Origin of the sequence: Paraburkholderia sp. GAS448, assembly GCF_050435685.1 — a bacterium.
GTDB lineage: Bacteria > Pseudomonadota > Gammaproteobacteria > Burkholderiales > Burkholderiaceae > Paraburkholderia.
On record NZ_JBNDKT010000015.1, the window covers coordinates 51,962 to 68,364 of the forward strand.

At 63.7% G+C, this 16,403-nt stretch carries 11 protein-coding genes; 4 read left to right on the top strand and 7 right to left on the bottom strand.

Going from position 1 to position 16,403, the window contains the following annotated elements; translation table 11 throughout:
* Nucleotides 1-27: 27 nt before the first annotated feature.
* Nucleotides 28-2,394 carry an LPS-assembly protein LptD gene (locus tag P3T23_RS25395; RefSeq protein ID WP_429318869.1) on the bottom strand — a complete coding sequence of 789 codons (2,367 nt, stop codon included), beginning with the start codon at nucleotides 2,392-2,394 and terminating at the stop codon, nucleotides 28-30.
* 223 nt (nucleotides 2,395-2,617) lie between these two features.
* On the opposite strand from P3T23_RS25395, the gene P3T23_RS25400 reads away from it, so the two are divergent.
* Nucleotides 2,618-3,673, top strand: a complete 1,056-nt coding sequence (locus tag P3T23_RS25400; protein ID WP_429318870.1) for an aminoglycoside phosphotransferase family protein — start codon at nucleotides 2,618-2,620, stop codon at nucleotides 3,671-3,673.
* Between the two features lie 16 nt (nucleotides 3,674-3,689).
* Nucleotides 3,690-4,415 carry an N-acetylmuramate alpha-1-phosphate uridylyltransferase MurU gene (murU, locus tag P3T23_RS25405; protein ID WP_429318871.1) on the top strand — a complete coding sequence of 242 codons (726 nt, stop codon included), beginning with the start codon at nucleotides 3,690-3,692 and terminating at the stop codon, nucleotides 4,413-4,415.
* A 17-nt stretch (nucleotides 4,416-4,432) separates the two neighbouring features.
* On the opposite strand, the gene P3T23_RS25410 is transcribed toward murU, so the two are convergent.
* Complete coding sequence (locus tag P3T23_RS25410) at nucleotides 4,433-6,328, bottom strand: ABCB family ABC transporter ATP-binding protein/permease (RefSeq protein WP_429318872.1); 1,896 nt, start codon at nucleotides 6,326-6,328, stop codon at nucleotides 4,433-4,435.
* 209 nt (nucleotides 6,329-6,537) lie between these two features.
* Here P3T23_RS25410 and P3T23_RS25415 point away from each other — a divergent pair, with 209 nt between their 5' ends.
* Complete coding sequence (locus tag P3T23_RS25415) at nucleotides 6,538-6,933, top strand: acyl-CoA thioesterase (RefSeq protein ID WP_429318873.1); 396 nt, start codon at nucleotides 6,538-6,540, stop codon at nucleotides 6,931-6,933.
* A gap of 58 nt (nucleotides 6,934-6,991) precedes the next feature.
* On the opposite strand, the gene P3T23_RS25420 is transcribed toward P3T23_RS25415, so the two are convergent.
* Both P3T23_RS25420 and P3T23_RS25425 read right to left on the bottom strand, forming a co-directional pair.
* A complete protein-coding gene (locus tag P3T23_RS25420; RefSeq protein ID WP_429318874.1) occupies nucleotides 6,992-10,123 on the bottom strand; it encodes a sensor domain-containing protein in 3,132 nt (1,043 codons plus the stop codon).
* A 154-nt stretch (nucleotides 10,124-10,277) separates the two neighbouring features.
* A complete protein-coding gene (locus tag P3T23_RS25425) occupies nucleotides 10,278-10,772 on the bottom strand; it encodes a nitrate reductase associated protein (protein WP_429318875.1) in 495 nt (164 codons plus the stop codon).
* A 127-nt stretch (nucleotides 10,773-10,899) separates the two neighbouring features.
* On the opposite strand from P3T23_RS25425, the gene fdhD reads away from it, so the two are divergent.
* On the top strand, nucleotides 10,900-11,721 hold the full coding sequence (gene fdhD, locus P3T23_RS25430; RefSeq protein WP_429318876.1) for a formate dehydrogenase accessory sulfurtransferase FdhD: 822 nt from the start codon (nucleotides 10,900-10,902) through the stop codon (nucleotides 11,719-11,721).
* A 59-nt stretch (nucleotides 11,722-11,780) separates the two neighbouring features.
* Here fdhD and P3T23_RS25435 read toward each other — a convergent pair whose 3' ends face one another.
* The 3 genes from P3T23_RS25435 to P3T23_RS25445 form a co-directional block, all read right to left on the bottom strand.
* Entirely contained in the window at nucleotides 11,781-12,551 is a 771-nt protein-coding gene (locus P3T23_RS25435) for an enoyl-CoA hydratase (RefSeq protein ID WP_429318877.1), read from the bottom strand.
* A 101-nt stretch (nucleotides 12,552-12,652) separates the two neighbouring features.
* A complete protein-coding gene (locus P3T23_RS25440) occupies nucleotides 12,653-13,852 on the bottom strand; it encodes an acetyl-CoA C-acyltransferase (protein ID WP_429318878.1) in 1,200 nt (399 codons plus the stop codon).
* Nucleotides 13,853-13,932: 80 nt separating this feature from the next.
* Nucleotides 13,933-16,368 carry a 3-hydroxyacyl-CoA dehydrogenase/enoyl-CoA hydratase family protein gene (locus tag P3T23_RS25445; RefSeq protein ID WP_429318879.1) on the bottom strand — a complete coding sequence of 812 codons (2,436 nt, stop codon included), beginning with the start codon at nucleotides 16,366-16,368 and terminating at the stop codon, nucleotides 13,933-13,935.
* Between the last annotated feature and the right edge of the window lie 35 nt (nucleotides 16,369-16,403).

The window sequence follows — 16,403 nt, forward strand, 5'->3', positions numbered from 1 at the left end:
CGCATTTTGTTAATCATCAGGCGACGGTCATTCGTAATTGGTGAAACGCGACTGCGGCGGCGGCGCGGCCGGCAACGGCGTGTAGCCCGGTATGCCCGCACGGAACGCGGCGATGAGCCCGTTGTCGACGCTCGACAGCCCCTTGAGCGTCAGCTGGGCAAGGATCCGCGAACTTGACGTCGGACTGCCTGACGAGTTGGCTCCGTTGGCGTAGCGCTGCAGTCCGATACCGAGCGTCCAGCAGTCGGCATCGTATTGCAGCCCGAGCAGACCGTCGACCAGGCGATGCCCGCTCACGTCATAATTCAGGCGCGCCACGCTGTACACCCGATGCCCCAGCGGCCACTGCCCCGAAACCAGGATCTGGTTGATCGGCTCGAACGTCAGCGTCGAGTTCGCGCGCGTGTAGCGATACGCGACGTTGATCACCTTGCCCGTCGCCGGACTGAAACCGAAGCCCACGCTGGCTTTCGTCAGCTGATTATTGTCGGCATTATATTGGAACGCAGTTTCCGACGCGAAACCGGCGCCGAGCTTGACCGATGCACCGACGATCAGATCCGAATGAGTCGCCTGCGAATTGGTTTGCCCAGGCTGCAGCGTGACGCGCTGATCCTGAAAGAAATACTGCTGCGCGATGACGAAGCGCGCACGTTCGTCGCCAGTGGCCGGGTTGATGAAGCGCGTGGTGAGTGCCGCGGTGATGCGGTTCGCGTCGGCGATCCGATCGTTGCCGACGAACGTGTTCGGACTGAAGATTTCCGCAAGCCCGAAGTCCGACTCCGCGGTATCGAACAGCGGCGCAAAGTCCTGATTGCGAAACGGCGTGTAGACGTAATAGAGCCTTGGCTCGAGGGTCTGGATGTAATCCTCGCCGAAGAGCCGCATCGAACGCTCGAAGATCAGCCCGCTGTCGAAACTGAATGTCGGAATCGACTCGGTGAAATTCTTCGGCTGACCGAGCGGCGCCGTCGACGAAATATGGTCCAGGTCGTACGACGCAAAGTGCCATTGCACCTTCGGCGTGACGAAGTAACCCGGCCCGACCAGCGAATACGACAGGTACGGATTGAAGACGAAACGCTGACCTTCGGTCGTGTCGGCCTGAGTAATGGTGAAACGCGTGTAATCCGTTTCCGCACCGAAGTCGAAACCGCCGACGTTGTACTTCGCGTACTTCACGTTCAACTGCGGCTCGCGGGCGTACGGCGGCGTCGAAGGCTCGAGCGTCTGCCAGTGCTGCACGCGGGTGAGCACCGACCACGGACCGTTGTTGTACGTCAGCCCGGCTTCCTGCTGGTAGAGCAGCTGCGTGCCGTTGACGAACTGGTTGACGGTCGACCCCAGGTCTCCAGGATAGGTGTTATCCGAAACCCTGTTGTAATAGACGTACCCGCCGAACCCATTACCGAAGCTCTGAGTGTGCTGCAGGTAAATCGCGTAGCGATTCGTCTTCGTGATCGCGTCGTTCGGCAGAAACTGGCCCGTAAACGTGCCGGAATAGGACGGCGACAGATAACGGAACGTCGCTTCCGTAAACAGCCCGCGCTTCGAGATGATCTCCGGCGTCAACGTCAGATCGCGGTTCGGCGCGATGTTGAAGTAGTACGGAACCGCCAGTTCGAAACCGTTGGTCGAACTCACCGAGAACGTCGGCGGCAGAAAGCCGCTGCGCCGCTCGCCCGAGAGCGGGAACGACAGCCAGGGGCTCGCGAAGATCGGCACACCCTGGAAAAACAGCACGCCATTGTGCGCGACACCTTCGTCCGCACCGGTATCGAAACTGAATTCCGAGCCCTTGATGTACCACGCCGGATCGGTCGCGCACTGGCACGCCGTATAGGTGCCGCTGGTAAAGATCGAGCGCTCGCTGTCGAGAATATCGACCCGCTCCGCGCTGCCCGAACCGCCCGTCACGTTGAAGTGATACTTCGGCGCCGGCATGTAGCCTTCGCTTGCTTCGACCCTCAGATGCGCCTCGGGGCCGGCGAACAGAACGCCGTTGCTGATCACGCGCACCTGGCCGTACGCGTCGGCCATGTCGGAGTCCTGCTCGTAGTGCAGCGCGTCGGCCTTGATGACCGCCGTATTGCGCCGCACTTCGGCAGAGCCCTTGGCGGCCATGTCCTGGTCGCCGGTGGCGGTCACGGTATCGCCGAGCACGAACGTCGCGGGCCGCTGACCGCTCTGCAGCGGGCGCTCTTCGAGTTGGGGGGCGAGCCGCAGGCCCCACGGCACATCGACCGGTTGCGCCTGCGCCGCGTCGCCCACCAGCTGGGCGTGCGTCAACGCGGGCATCAGGCCCGGCACGGCGATCAAGGCCGCGACGAGCCGCCTTTTGCGCGGCACGCCGTCACAAGAAGGAGTCGTTTGGGAAAGCTGTCTTAGCGGCATGTATCGTTTGGCGAATCGACCCGGCCGCCTGCCTTCTTCGTCACAGTCCGCCGCCTGCGCAACCGGGCTGCGACGACCGGAGTACACGCAAAACACTGCAATCTGTCGATCAATGAGGCGGGCGGTCAGACGGGACGTGTGAAAGCGGGCGCGGGTCGCGTCAAAAAAGTCGTGGGGTATTATATGGCAAGACGTTGCCCCCAAGATTTTGCCTCTGGTTTTCATGACCTTACCTGCCGCCCCCGACACCCCCGATACCCGCCTCGAACTGCTCACCGCCTGGCTTCGCACCCACGCCGACCGCTACGGCCTTGACGTCGCCTCGCTCGCGCCCGCCTCGTCGGACGCCAGTTTTCGCCGTTATTTCCGGCTCGCCGCGAACGGCCCGCACGGCCCGACGCTGATTGCCGTCGATGCGCCCCCACCTGAGAAGTGCCGCGAGTTCGTCCAGGTCGCGCACCTGCTGGAAACCGCTGGCGTCCACGTCCCGCGGGTGCTGGAGGTCGATCTGGAAGCAGGTTTCATGCTCGTCACCGATCTGGGGACAGCGTCCTATCTGCGCGCGCTGACGGATGGCGCGAGCGCCGATGGACACACCCCCCGCACCCTGATGCGCGATGCGCTCGATGCCCTGATCCGCTGGCAGCTCACGTCGCGCGAAGACGTCCTGCCGCCGTTCGACGAAGCGTTCCTGCGCCGCGAAATGGAATTGATGCCGGAGTGGTTCATCGGCCGGCATCTGAATCAGCCCGTCGACGAAAAAACCCGTTCCGTGCTCGACCGGACCTTTGCGTTGCTGGTGGCGAGCGCGCGAGCCCAGCCCCAGGTTTTCATGCTGCGCGATTTCATGCCACGCAATCTGATGGTGGCAAGCCCGAATCCAGGCGTGCTCGATTTCCAGGACGCCGTGTACGGTCCGATCACGTACGACGTCGCCTCGTTGCTGCGCGACGCGTTCCTCGGCTGGGACGAAGAGTTCGAACTGGACTGCTTCGTGTACTACTGGGAACGCGCGAAGAAAGCCGGGCTGCCGGTCGATCCCGATTTCGGCGAGTTTTACCGGCAGCTCGAATGGATGGGCCTGCAGCGGCACATCAAGGTGCTTGGGCTCTTCTGCCGGATCAACTACCGGGACGGCAAGCCGCACTATCTTGCCGATCTGCCGCGATTTATCGCCTATGCGCGCAAGGTCGCGGAACGCTACCGGCCGCTTGCGCCGTTCGCGAAGCTGCTCGACCAGCTCGAAGGCCGTGCTGCCGACGTCGGTTACACCTTCTGAGCGGGCCAGTACACCGATGAACACGCAAGCGACTTCCCTGACGAAAGCGATGATTTTTGCCGCGGGACGCGGCGAGCGGATGCGTCCGCTGACCGATTCACGCCCGAAACCCCTTCTCGAAGCCGGCGGCAAGGCACTGATCGTGTGGCAGATCGAACGGCTTGCGCAGGCCGGTTTGCGCACCATCGTGATCAATCACGCGTGGCTCGGCCAGCAGATCGAAGACGCGCTCGGCGACGGCTCGCGCTGGGGCGTTTCGCTGCGGTATTCGCCGGAAGGCGAGGCACTGGAGACGGCCGGCGGCATCGCGCAGGCCCGGCCTTTGCTCGAAGACACGGGAGAGCCGGAAGTCTTCGTTGCCGTTGCCGGCGACGTGTATGCGGATTTCGACTACGGCACGCTACATGCGCATGCCGTGCGGCTCCGCGACCTGCCCGAACCCGGCATGCATCTCGTGATGGTGCCCAACCCGCCGTATCATTCGTCCGGGGATTTTGCGCTCGTCGACGGCGTGCTGTCGCTTGATGGCGAGCCGCGCTACACGTTCGGCAGCATCGGCCTGTACGACACGCGCATGTTCGGTGCTCTGCCGTCTGGCACGCGGCGCGCGCTCACGCCTTACTACCGCGACGCGATCGCGCGCGGCAGGGTGACCGGTGAGCTATACCAGGGTTTGTGGGAGAACGTCGGTACGCCGGCGCAGTTGAAGGCGCTCGACGAACGGCTCGGCGCGGGCCGCTAGACGCCCATCATGCTGCGTCATTTGTCCTCGTGCCCTGCCGCGACGGCTGGCTCCTGCGCATCATCGGCCTGCGCTGCGCGCTGCTGTTGCAGCGCCCACATCTGCGCAAAATGTCCGCCGGCAAGAATCAGTTCGGCGTACGTCCCGCGTTCGACGATCCGCCCGCGATCCATGACGATGATCTGCTGGGCATGCACGACCGTCGACAAACGGTGCGCGATGATCAACGTGGTCCGTTCGCGCGCAATCTGATCGAGTTCGTGCTGGATCGCGCGCTCCGAACGCGAATCGAGCGCAGAGGTGGCTTCGTCGAAAATCAGCAGCGGCGGATTCTTCAGGATCGTGCGCGCAATCGCGACGCGCTGCTTCTCGCCGCCCGACAGTTTCAGCCCGCGCTCGCCAACCGGCGTGTCATAGCCCTTCGGCAAACTTTCGATGAAGTCGTGAATGTGCGCCGCACGCGCCGCCGCAATCACTTCGTCGCGTGTCGCGCTCGGGCGGCCATAGGCGATGTTGTAGTAGATCGAATCGTTGAACAGCACCGTGTCCTGCGGCACGATACCGATCGAAGCGCGTAATGAATCCTGCGTCACATCGCGGATATCCTGGCCGTCGATCGTGATCGCGCCGCCCGTCGAACGGTCCAGATCGTAGAAGCGGAACATCAGGCGCGCGAGCGTCGACTTACCTGAGCCGCTGTGCCCGACGACAGCCGTCGTCGTGCCAGCCGGAATCGCAAAGCTCACGTCATGCAGGATCTGCCGCGCGGGTTCGTAAGCGAAGTTCACGCGTTCGAAGCGCACCTGCGCGCCAGTCACCGCGAGCGCCGGCGCATTCTCGACGTCGGGCACTTCGCGCGCCGCGCCGAGCAGCGTGAACATGCGGTCCATGTCGGTGAGGCTCTGCTTCAGCTCGCGATACACCACACCGAGAAAATTCAGCGGAATATACAGCTGCAGCATGAACGTGTTGATCAGCACGAGATCGCCAAGCGTGAGCCGCCCCGCCATCACCCCCTGCGTCGCGCGCCACAGGATGAACACGAGCCCTGTGCCGATGATCGCCTGCTGTCCGAAATTCAGCGCCGACAGCGAGTTCTGCGATTTGATCGCCGCCGCGCGGTAGCGCTTGAGGTTTTCGTCGTAGCGCTGCGCTTCCCACTCTTCGTTGCCGAAATACTTGACGGTCTCGTAGTTGAGCAGCGAATCGATCGCCCGCGAATTCGCGCGCGAATCGAGCTCGTTCATCGTGCGGCGAAAATGCGTGCGCCACTCCGTCACTTTCACCGTAAACGTGATGTACGCAGCGAGCGCAATGAACGTGACGATCGCGTAATACGCCTCGTACTTGACGACAAAGAATCCAAGCACGAGGCCGACTTCGACGAGCGTCGGCAGGATGCTGTACAGCGAATAGGAAATCAGTTGCGTGATGCCGCGTGTGCCTCGCTCGATGTCGCGCGACATGCCGCCGGTCTGCCGGTCGAGGTGAAATCGAAGCGACAGCGCATGCAGATGCCGGAACACCTTCAACGCCAGCTGACGCACCGCGCTTTCGGTCACCTTCGAGAAGAGGATTTCACGAAGCTCGGTGAAGAGCGACGTCGACAGCCGCACGACCGCGTACGACACCACCAGCAGCCCGACACCGCTCACCAGCAGGATCCCCGGCGCGTGGTCGGCCCGGCCGAGTGCCGTCAGATGCTGGACCGACGCGAGGCTGTCGACGATCCGCTTCATCACGATCGGCACGCCGAGGTTCGCCACCTTCGCGCCGATCAGGCAACTGAGCGCGAAAATCACACGCCATTTATAAGTGGCAAGGTAGGGCAGCAATGACACGATCGTCTGCCAGTCGTTGCGCGGCTGGGTCGAGATCGGCGAAGGCTCGGAGGAGGCGGAATAACGGCGCATGAAGGTCGGCTGTGAGGAGGGGCGGATGTATCGGTGCGCTTTTGTCCGTGCCTTCCGGTTCGCGCGCTTTCCCGTACAATTCCTGATCTCTCATATTGTCGCAGAAGCCGGCTGGCGCCGCTTTTCACGCGCTGACCTGGCAACGTCATGCCGACCGCGTGAAACGACGCGTCTGCACGCGAAGCCAACCTGTTCCCAAGGATGTCCCGATGACCGAAAACCTCCAACTACCGCAAAAGTCGGCGGCCCTGCGCGTGATGCCGCAGCCATCGGACGCAAACGTTCACGGCGACGTGTTCGGCGGCTGGATCATGGCGCAGGTCGACATCGCGGGCTCGATCCCCGCGAGCCGCCGAGCGAACGGCCGCGTGGCCACGATCGCCGTCAACTCGTTCGTTTTCAAACAGCCGGTTTTCGTCGGCGATCTGCTGAGCTTTTACGCGGATATCGTGAAGACCGGCAACACGTCGGTGACGGTATCGGTCGAGGTCTACGCGCAGCGCATGAGCCTCACCGAAGAAGTCGTCAAGGTGACCGAAGCGACGCTCACCTACGTCGCGACCGATAGCGACCGCCGTCCGCGCGCACTGCCTGCGCTGGACTGATCCTCAGCACCTGACTGCACGGGGGCAGCGGCCACCGCCACCCCGCCCCACCCGCAGGTTACGCTTCAGCAGCCGTCGCCGCCGCCGCCACGAGTGACCCACCGTGCGTCAGCAGCGCCGGAATGGCATCGCGCGGCATCGGCTTCGCGAAATAGTACCCCTGCATCTCGTCGCAGGCGCGCGCTCTCAGGAAGTCGAGTTGCGCCGACGTCTCCACTCCTTCCGCGATCACCTGCAATTCCAGCGAATGCGCGAGCGCGATGATCGCCGACGTGATCGTCTCGTCGTCGCTCGATGCACCGATATCCGACACGAACGAGCGGTCGATCTTCAGGCGATCCACCGGAAAGCGCTTCAGATAGCTGAGGCTCGAGTAGCCGGTGCCGAAGTCGTCGATTGCAAGGCCGATGCCAAGTGCGTGCAGATCGTTGAGCATCGTCACGGCTTCTTCGGCGTTGCGCATGATCGTGCTTTCGGTGAGTTCGAGTTCGAGATACTGCGGCGCGAGCCCGGTTTCCTCCAGCACCCGCGTGACGAGCTCGGCGATGTTGCGCTGATGGAATTCCCGCGCCGACAGGTTCACCGACACGCGCGCCGGCGGCAAGCCTTCGTCCTGCCACGCCTTGTTCTGCCCGCACGCCTCGCGCAGCACCCATTCGGTCAGCTGTCCGATGAGCCCACTCTCTTCCGCCACCGGAATGAATGACGAAGGCGGCACCAGCCCGACTTCCGGATCGCACCAGCGCACCAGCGCCTCCACTCCGACGATCCGGCCGGTCACGATGTCCACCTGCGGCTGGTAATGCAGCAGGAACTCGTTATCGCGCAGTGCGCGCCGCAGGCGACGCTCCATGTTCATCCGCGCGCTCGCGCTTGCGTTCATCTCCGGCTGGAAGAACTGGAACGTGTTGCGGCCCAGGTCCTTCGCGCGATACATCGCGACATCGGCCTTTTTCAGCAGCGTTTCGGCGTCGTGTCCGTCCTGCGGGAAAAGGCTCGCGCCCATGCTGCAGCCCACGTAGAGTTCGGTGCCGTCGAGCCACACCGGCTCGGAGATCGACACGCGCACGCGCTCCATCCACGCGATCAGCGACTGTTCGTCGACGGTATCGGTCATCACGATCACGAACTCGTCGCCGCCATGGCGCGCCACAGTGTCGCTTGCCCGCGCGCAGCGTGCGAGCCGCTCCGCGACCACGCCCAGCAACCGGTCGCCGACGCTGTGCCCCAGGCTGTCGTTGACGTTCTTGAAGCCGTCGAGGTCGATGAACACGACCGCGACGCCCTGCTCGCGCCGCTGCGCGGCGATCAGCGCGTGCTGCAGCCGGTCGCGCAGCAGGTTGCGGTTCGGCAGGCGCGTGAGGCTGTCGTAGTTCGCCTGATATTCGAGCTGCTCCTGATAGCGGATCAGTTCGGTCACGTCGTTGATGATGCCGATGTGATGCGTGGTCTGTCCGTCGGCATTCGGCACCGGCGCGATGAACAGCTGGTTCCAGAACAGCGCACCGTCCTTGCGGTAATTGCGCAGCACCGCGCTCACCTCGCGATTGCCGGCAAGCCCGAGACGGATCGCCTCCAGCCCTTCCTGATCGCGGTCGTCCCGTTGCAGCAGGCGGCAATCCTGACCGATCACTTCGGCCGGATCGTAGCCCGTGATCCGCTTGAACGCCGGATTCACGTATTCGATCAGATTGCCGCTGCCCGAAACCGGCCCGGTGATCAGGATCGCGTTCACGCTCGCGTCGAGTGCGCGGCTTTGCAGACGCAGCGCCAGATCCGAGCGCTTGCGTTCAGTGACGTCCGTGTACGAGCCGAGCACGCCGATCACAGTGCCGTCGCTGTCGGTGAACGGCAGCTTGCTCGTGATCGTCGTCCGGTGCACGCCGTCGAGCGTCATGTCGAACTCAAAGTTCATCTTCGGCACGCTCGACGCCATCACATCGTGATCGTGCTCGCGCATCTGAGCCGCGAACTCCCGCCAGGGCAGATCGAAATCCGTCTTGCCGACGACCTGCTCCGGATACGCAAGCCCTGCATCGCGCGCAAACGCCATATTGCACCCGAGATAGCGCGATTCGAGATCCTTCCAGAAGATGCGCTGCGGGATGTTGTCGATAACCGTCTCGAGCATCTGGTTCGAGCGCTGCGCCTCGGCTTCGGCGTTGATCTGGTCGGTGACGTCGTCAGCCAGCACGAAGAGCGCGGGACGTCCCATGAAGGTCAGCGCGTGATACGAGATATCGGCGCTGATCTGCGTGCCGTCCTTGCGGCGGTGATGCCAGATGCCCGCCATCGTGCGGCCGCTACGCGGCACGGCGTCGCTGCGCTGCAGATGCGACTCGAGCCGCGCCACTTCGGCGACCGGACGGATCGCGCGGATCGTCATCGCCAGCATTTCCGCTTCCGAGTACCCGTACTGCTGTATTGCCGCCGCGTTCACCGCGAGAAAGCGCAGCGTCTCGCGGTCGAAGATGTACATCGGTACCGGATGGGCGTCGAACAGCCCGCGAAAGCGCTCGTCGTTGCGGCGCAGCGCCCGCACGACCCGGATTTTTTCGCGCGCGGCGCTCTCGCGCACGCCGAACATGAAGATCAGCAGCGCGCCGCCAGCAACCGTCGTTACGAAGAGGAGCAGCATCGCGACCTGGGTGGCTTTCGCCGATTCGGTCAGCGCAGCCTCCAGCGAGCGATCCTCCTCATGCCGCATCGCGGCGAGGTCATGCTCGAACGCGCCGAGCTGCATGTCGATTCGTGTGTATTCCGCGGCGGCCCACGTCCGCGGCGCGTCGGGCGGGAGCGTCGCGCTGCGGGCAAGCGCCGCCGCCACGTCCCGCTGCAACAAGCGCGCGGATGGCGCGAGTTGTTCGAGCGCGGCGATCATGGGTGGCTCGTCACGAAACGCGGCGCGCAATGCGCCTTCCAGTTGGGACACTTCGGCCGACCGGGCCGCCGCGGCAGCCTCGGGCTCGATTGCGCCGGATGCCTCGAAGCGGCCGAGCGCGGCCAGTTCGAGATCCAGCGTCTCACGCCACGCGTCGAGATCCCGCTTGATATTCATCGAGCGTATCGTCCGCGCATCCGCCGCCCGCTGGCCGCAGATCTGCGTGTAGGCGACGAACGCGTTCGCGCCGACCGCCGCGGCGACGACTGCCAGATTGATCAGCAGCCGCTTCGAGAAAAAAGGAGTCATGGGTTCCGAACGTCGGATCGTTCTGCGGGCGGTGCGCCCGGCAGGCCCGCTTTTCGTGCGAGAGAGCGGCACGAACGCGGCTCTTATACGCGCTAACCCATGGATAACGGCGGCGCCCGGAAAAAGTTGAGGGCCAGGACGAAAAAACTTTTCCCTAGCTGAGCGTGTGCCCGGAAATTGCGAGTCCGAATTCGCTCATCGCCGGGACGAAATCGTGATTTTCTTCCGGTTTGCGCGAAAGTTTGGCAAGCACGTAACGCTGGAACGGATCGAGTTGCGCCCATTGCTCCCGCGTCGGCGCCCGCAGCCGGGCGACCATGGCCTGGTGCACCACGCCGTCCGGCACCGCGGCCGTATCGCGCCAGGCGGGCGCCTCGTCGGGCGAGAACCATTCCGGCTCGACGTTCGCGTGGGTGCGCAGCATTTCAAACAGCGCGTGGTCGAAATTCGGTTCGATGGCGGCGTCTTCGTCGACCGGAAAGCGCGCCAGCAACTGGCGGTCTTCGAGCGGCAACATCTGCCACTGGGCAAGCGAAATGCGCAGGCCGAAGCGATCGAGATTGAAGCGCACGGCCATTGGGATAAAGGTGAGATTCTCCGAGGAGGCGATTTCAAAGTTAAACAGGAGGGGCGACTCGTTGAGTCCCATGACAGTGTCCTCGTGGATGACAGGCAACGCGCGATGCCGGCTTGAGGTATTTTAGAACCTTATTAGCGGGATAGCGGCACCGTGCACGGCTCGCTGCGCCCGCGCGGCAATTCGAAGGAGTCTGCTTTTGAACGAACTGGAAACCGCCGGCCAGCCCGGCGCCGTCGAACAGACGGTGCGCCGGCATCGGGGCGAGGCGATCGAAACCGTCGCCGACCATGTCGGCCAGGAATGGCCGGTCGCGCTCGTTTTCAACGGCATTTCGCACGCGGTGATGATGTGCACGCCGCGCGACCTGGAAGCTTTTGCGGTCGGTTTTGCGATTTCGGAGGGGATCGTCGAGCGTGGCAGCGACATCCAGGACATCGAGGTCGCGTTGTACGACGGCGAGCTGCCGCACGCCGAGGTGCAGTTGACCGTCGTCCAGCAGGCTTTTGTCGCGCTGAAGGAAAAGCGGCGGGCACTGGCAGGACGCACGGGCTGCGGTGTGTGCGGAATCGAAAGCATCGATCTGCTCGATCTGCAGCCGGAAGTCGTGCCGGATACCGGCTTTCTGGAGCGCCTCGCGCCCGACGCGATCGCGCGCGCCGCTCGCGAACTGCCCGCGCACCAGGCGCTCACCCGCCTGACAGGCGGGCTGCACGCCGCCGCGTGGTGCGACGCCCAGGGCGCGATCCGCCATGCGTTCGAGGATGTCGGCCGCCATAACGCGCTCGACAAGCTGATCGGCCAGCTGGTGCTCGATCGCGCGGATACCAGAGATGGCTTCGTTTTTCTGTCGAGCCGCGCAAGCTATGAACTGGTGCGCAAGGCGGCGCGCGTCGGTGTGCCGATGATCGCGACGATTTCCGCGCCGTCCTCGCTCGCGATCGCGATCGCGAAGAAGGCGAATCTGCGGCTGGTGAGCTTTTGCCGGGAAACGAGCTACGTCGACTACGGTACGCGGTGATGGATACGCGGGCTGTGACGTTTCCCTAACGCCGTAAACATCACAGCGATAGCGCCGCCTCAGTCGAACAGCCGGAAATCAGGCTTGCGCTTTTCGAAGAATGCCTTGAAAGCTTCGCGCGCTTCCGGCGCAAGCAGCATCTTGCCGAAGTGCACCGCTTCCTCGCTCATCTGCGTCTGGATTTCGTGCTGGCTTGCGCGCTTCATCAGCGACTTTGTGACACGCAGCGAAGAAGCAGGCAGCGCCGCCAGCTTCGCCGCCTGCGCGAGCGCGAAGGCATCCACTTCGCTCGCCGCCAGCAGGCGGTTCACAAAACCCATGCGCTGCGCTTCCTTCGCATCGAATGCCTCGCCGAGCAGCAGCTTTTCCGCCGCACCCTGATAGCCCGCGACACGCTGCAGCAGCAGCGACGACGCCGCTTCCGGACACAGTCCCAGCTGGCTGAACGGCAGCGAGAAGGTGGCTGTTTCCGCGGCATACACCAGGTCGCAATGCAGCAGCAGCGTCGTGCCAACGCCGACCGCTGCACCCGCCACCGAAGCCACAACCGGCTTTTCGGCCGAGCTTATCGCGCGCAGGAACTGAAACACCGGCGCGTTCTCGCCCGTCGGCGGCGCCTTCATGAAATCTTCCAGATCGTTGCCCGCGCTGAAAATACCCGCGCTGCCGCGAATCAGGATCGCGCGCACCGACGCGTCGGCCTGAGCGTCGACGAGCGCATCGGCCATCGTCTGGTACATCGCGGCCGTGATCGCGTTTTTCCTCTCCGGCCTGTTGAAGGCAATCGTCAGCACGCCGTCTGCGCACTCAACCAGAATATCCATCGCCATCTCCTCGTTACCTTTCCGACTTCCTGAGTGGAAAAAACGGCTCGCAAGCCACACGACCTGCGAACCGTTCGTCCTTGCGTTGCGTTGCCGGGGCGAGCCGTTTACAGGCGTTCGATGATGCCCGCCGCGCCCATCCCGGTACCGACGCACATCGTCACCATCCCGTACTTCAGGTTGCGGCGGCGCAGGCCATGCACGACCGTTGAAGCACGGATCGCGCCCGTCGCGCCGAGCGGGTGGCCGAGCGCGATCGCGCCGCCAAGCGGGTTGATCTTCGACGGATCCAGACCGAGGTCCTGGATCACCGCCAGCGATTGCGCCGCGAACGCTTCATTCAACTCGATCCAGTCGATGTCGTCCTGCTTGAGGCCGGCGGCCTTCAGCGCGGCCGGAATCGCTTCCTTCGGACCGATGCCCATGATCTCCGGCGGCACGCCGCGCACGGCAAAGCTGACGAAACGTGCGAGCGGCGTCAGGTTGAACTGCTTCAGCATCTTTTCCGACACCACGATCAGCGCGCCCGCGCCGTCCGAGGTCTGCGAGCTGTTGCCCGCGGTCACCGAACCCTTGTTCGCGAACACCGCGCGCAGCTTCGCAAGACCTTCCATCGACGTGTCCTGACGCGGACCTTCGTCGAGCGCGATTTCGCGCGTCTTCACCCTCACCTCGCCGGTGGCGAGATCGGGGAAGCGTTCGACGATCGTGTACGGCGCGATCTCGTTGTTGAACTCACCAGCCTGTTGCGCCGCGACCGCCTTGCGATGCGATTCGACCGAGAACTGGTCCTGCGCTTCGCGGCTCACCTTCCAGCGCTCGGCGACCTTCTCCGCAGTCAGCCCCATGCCGTACGCGATGCCGACGTTCTCATTGCTGTCGAAGATATGCGGCGACAGCGACGGCTTGTTGCCCATCATCGGCACCATGCTCATCGATTCGCAGCCGCCCGCGATCATCGCGTCCGATTCACCGACGCGAATGCGGTCCGCCGCCATCGCGAGCGCGGTCAGGCCGGATGCGCAGAAGCGGTTCACCGTGACGCCGCCGACCGTGTTCGGCAAGCCGGCGAGCAGCGCGCCCATCCGCGCAACGTTCAGCCCTTGTTCCGCTTCCGGAATCGCGCAACCGATGATCGCGTCTTCGATCAGCTTCGTGTCGAGGCCAGGCACCTGCGCGACCGCAGACTTGATGGCGTGCACCAGCAGTTCGTCCGGGCGCGTGTTTTTGAACATCCCACGCGGCGCCTTGCCAATCGGAGTCCGGCTGGCGGCGACGATATAGGCGTCCTGCAATTGCTTTGTCATTTGAAGCTCCTGTGTCGACCGGACTTGGCGCTTTAGCGCTTAGTCCGGTCCCATGCAATCTCATTGCGGTCCGCGCCGCTTCAGTTCCGTACCGGCTTGCCGGTCTGCAGCATGCCCATGATGCGTTCCTGCGTCTTTTGCGTGCCGAGCAGGTCGACAAACGCACGACGCTCGAGTTGCAGCAGCCATTCTTCGTCGACGAGGCTGCCCGCTTCGACATCGCCGCCGCACACCGCTTCCGCGATACGGCTCGCGATCAGGAAGTCGTGTTCGCTGATGAAGCGGCCATCGCGCATGTTGACCAGCGACGCCTTGATCGTCGAAATCGCCGAGCGGCCCGCGACCGGAATCTGCGTCGCGCGCAGCGGCGGACGATAGCCCGCGGCGGCAAGCGCGCGCGCTTCCTTCTTTGCCGTGTCGAGCAGTTCGAACACGTTGAAGACGATCGTGTCGGACGGCTTCAGATAACCCATTGCACGGGCGTCGAGCGCGGAGGCCGAAACCTTCGCCATCGCCGCGTTTTCGAACGACTTCTGCACGAACTTCAGCAGATCGTTTGTCGCACCGACAGCGCTCGCCGCTTCCGCTGCGCGCAGCGCCGCCTCCTTCAGACCGCCGCCCGCGGGCACGAGGCCCACGCCCACTTCGACGAGACCGATGTAGCTCTCGATATGCGCGACGCGCTTCGCGCTATGCAGCACCAGTTCGCAACCGCCACCAAGCGCGATGCCCGACACGGCAGCCACCACCGGGACGTTCGCGTACTTCACGCGCAGCATGCCCTGCTGGAATTTCTTCACGAACGGCTCGATACCCTTGGCGCCGCCCATCATGAACGCCGGCATCGCTTCTTCGAGATTCGCGCCGGCCGAGAACGGGCCGCCCGGCGTGCCGAGTTTCAGCGACGTCGGCTGCCAGATCACCACGCCCTTGTAGTCCTTTTCGGCGAGGTCGATCGCCTGCACGAGGCCATCGATCACCGACGGTCCGATCGTGTTCATCTTGCTCTTGAACGACACGATCAGGACGTCGTTCTCCCCGGCACGATCGTCGACCCATGCACGCACGGCTTCGGTTTCGAACAGCGTCTTGCCATACGTCTTCGGATCGGCGCCCGTTTCGCCCGCGAGCGGTGCGCGGAACACCTGCCTCTCATACACGGCGAGCGACGAGCGCGGCACAAACGACTTCGACGCCGGCGACCACGAACCTTCGCTGGCATGCACGCCGCCCGTCTCTGCGACCGCGCCTTCGAACACCCACGAAGGCAATGGAGCGCCCGAAAGCGCCTTGCCCGCAGCGATGTCTTCCTGCACCCATTCAGCGACCTGCTTCCAGCCCGCCGTCTGCCAGCCTTCGAACGGACCTTCGTTCCAGCCGAAACCCCAGCGGATCGCGAGGTCGACATCGCGCGCATTGTCGGCGATCGAGTCGAGGTGCACGCCGATGTAATGGAACACGTCGCGGAAAATCGCCCACAGGAACTGCGCCTGCGGGTGTTCCGACTCGCGCAGCAGCTTCAGACGCTCCGCCGGCGGACGCTTGAGGATGCGGCCGATCAGTTCATCGGCCTTGGCGCCGCCATCGACGTACCCGCCCGTCTTCGGGTCGAGCACCTTGATCGCCTTACCTTCTTTTTTGTAGAAGCCAGCGCCGGTCTTCTGACCCAGCGCGCCCTGCTTCACGAGTTCGGCGAGCACGGCGGGCGTTGCGTAGACCGGGAAGAACGGATCGTCGGCGAGGTTGTCCTGCATCGTCTTGATGACGTGCGCCATCGTGTCGAGACCGACCACATCGGCGGTACGGAAGGTCGCCGATTTCGCGCGGCCCAGACGGCTGCCGGTCAGATCGTCGACTTCATCGAAACGCAGGCCGAACTTCGCGGCTTCGGTGATGACGGCAAGGATCGAGAAAATGCCGACGCGGTTGGCGATAAAGTTCGGCGTGTCTTTCGCCCGCACAACGCCCTTGCCGACGACGCTCGTCAGAAACGACTCGAGCTGGTCGAGAATTTCCGGGCGCGTCGTTGCAGTCGGAATCAGTTCGACGAGGTGCATGTAGCGCGGCGGATTGAAGAAGTGCACGCCACAGAAGCGCGCCTTCAGCTCGTCCGCAAAACCTTTCGACAGTTCGGTGATCGACAGGCCCGACGTGTTCGTCGCGAAGATCGCGTTCGGTGCGATATGCGGCGATACCTTTTTGTACAGATCGTGTTTCCAGTCCATGCGCTCGGCGATCGCTTCGATCACGAGATCGCATTCTTCGAGCTTCGCGATGTCGTCATCGTAGTTAGCGGGCTGGATGTATTGCGCGTCGTCCTTGATGCCGAACGGCGCCGGCGACAGCTTCTTGAGATTCTCGATCGCCTTCAGCGCGATCGCGTTTTTCGGGCCTTCCTTCGCAGGCAGGTCGAATAGCAGCACGGGCACCTTGGCGTTGATCAGGTGCGCGGCGATCTGCGCGCCCATCACGCCGGCGCCGAGTACGGCTACCTTGCGAATGATCAGATTGCTCACGTTGTTCCTCCGGTGGAGTTGTGCAGGGTCGCGTG

Bases quoted from the DNA above. Each gene is read 5' to 3' on its own strand.
- P3T23_RS25400 (WP_429318870.1), top strand. From the start codon at position 2,618: ATGACCTTACCTGCCGCCCCCGACACCCCCGATACCCGCCTCGAACTG.
- P3T23_RS25410 (WP_429318872.1), bottom strand. From the start codon at position 6,328: ATGCGCCGTTATTCCGCCTCCTCCGAGCCTTCGCCGATCTCGACCCAG.
- P3T23_RS25395 (WP_429318869.1), bottom strand. From the start codon at position 2,394: ATGCCGCTAAGACAGCTTTCCCAAACGACTCCTTCTTGTGACGGCGTG.
- murU (WP_429318871.1), top strand. From the start codon at position 3,690: ATGAACACGCAAGCGACTTCCCTGACGAAAGCGATGATTTTTGCCGCG.
- P3T23_RS25435 (WP_429318877.1), bottom strand. From the start codon at position 12,551: ATGGCGATGGATATTCTGGTTGAGTGCGCAGACGGCGTGCTGACGATT.
- P3T23_RS25425 (WP_429318875.1), bottom strand. From the start codon at position 10,772: ATGGGACTCAACGAGTCGCCCCTCCTGTTTAACTTTGAAATCGCCTCC.
- P3T23_RS25440 (WP_429318878.1), bottom strand. From the start codon at position 13,852: ATGACAAAGCAATTGCAGGACGCCTATATCGTCGCCGCCAGCCGGACT.
- P3T23_RS25415 (WP_429318873.1), top strand. From the start codon at position 6,538: ATGACCGAAAACCTCCAACTACCGCAAAAGTCGGCGGCCCTGCGCGTG.
- P3T23_RS25420 (WP_429318874.1), bottom strand. From the start codon at position 10,123: ATGACTCCTTTTTTCTCGAAGCGGCTGCTGATCAATCTGGCAGTCGTC.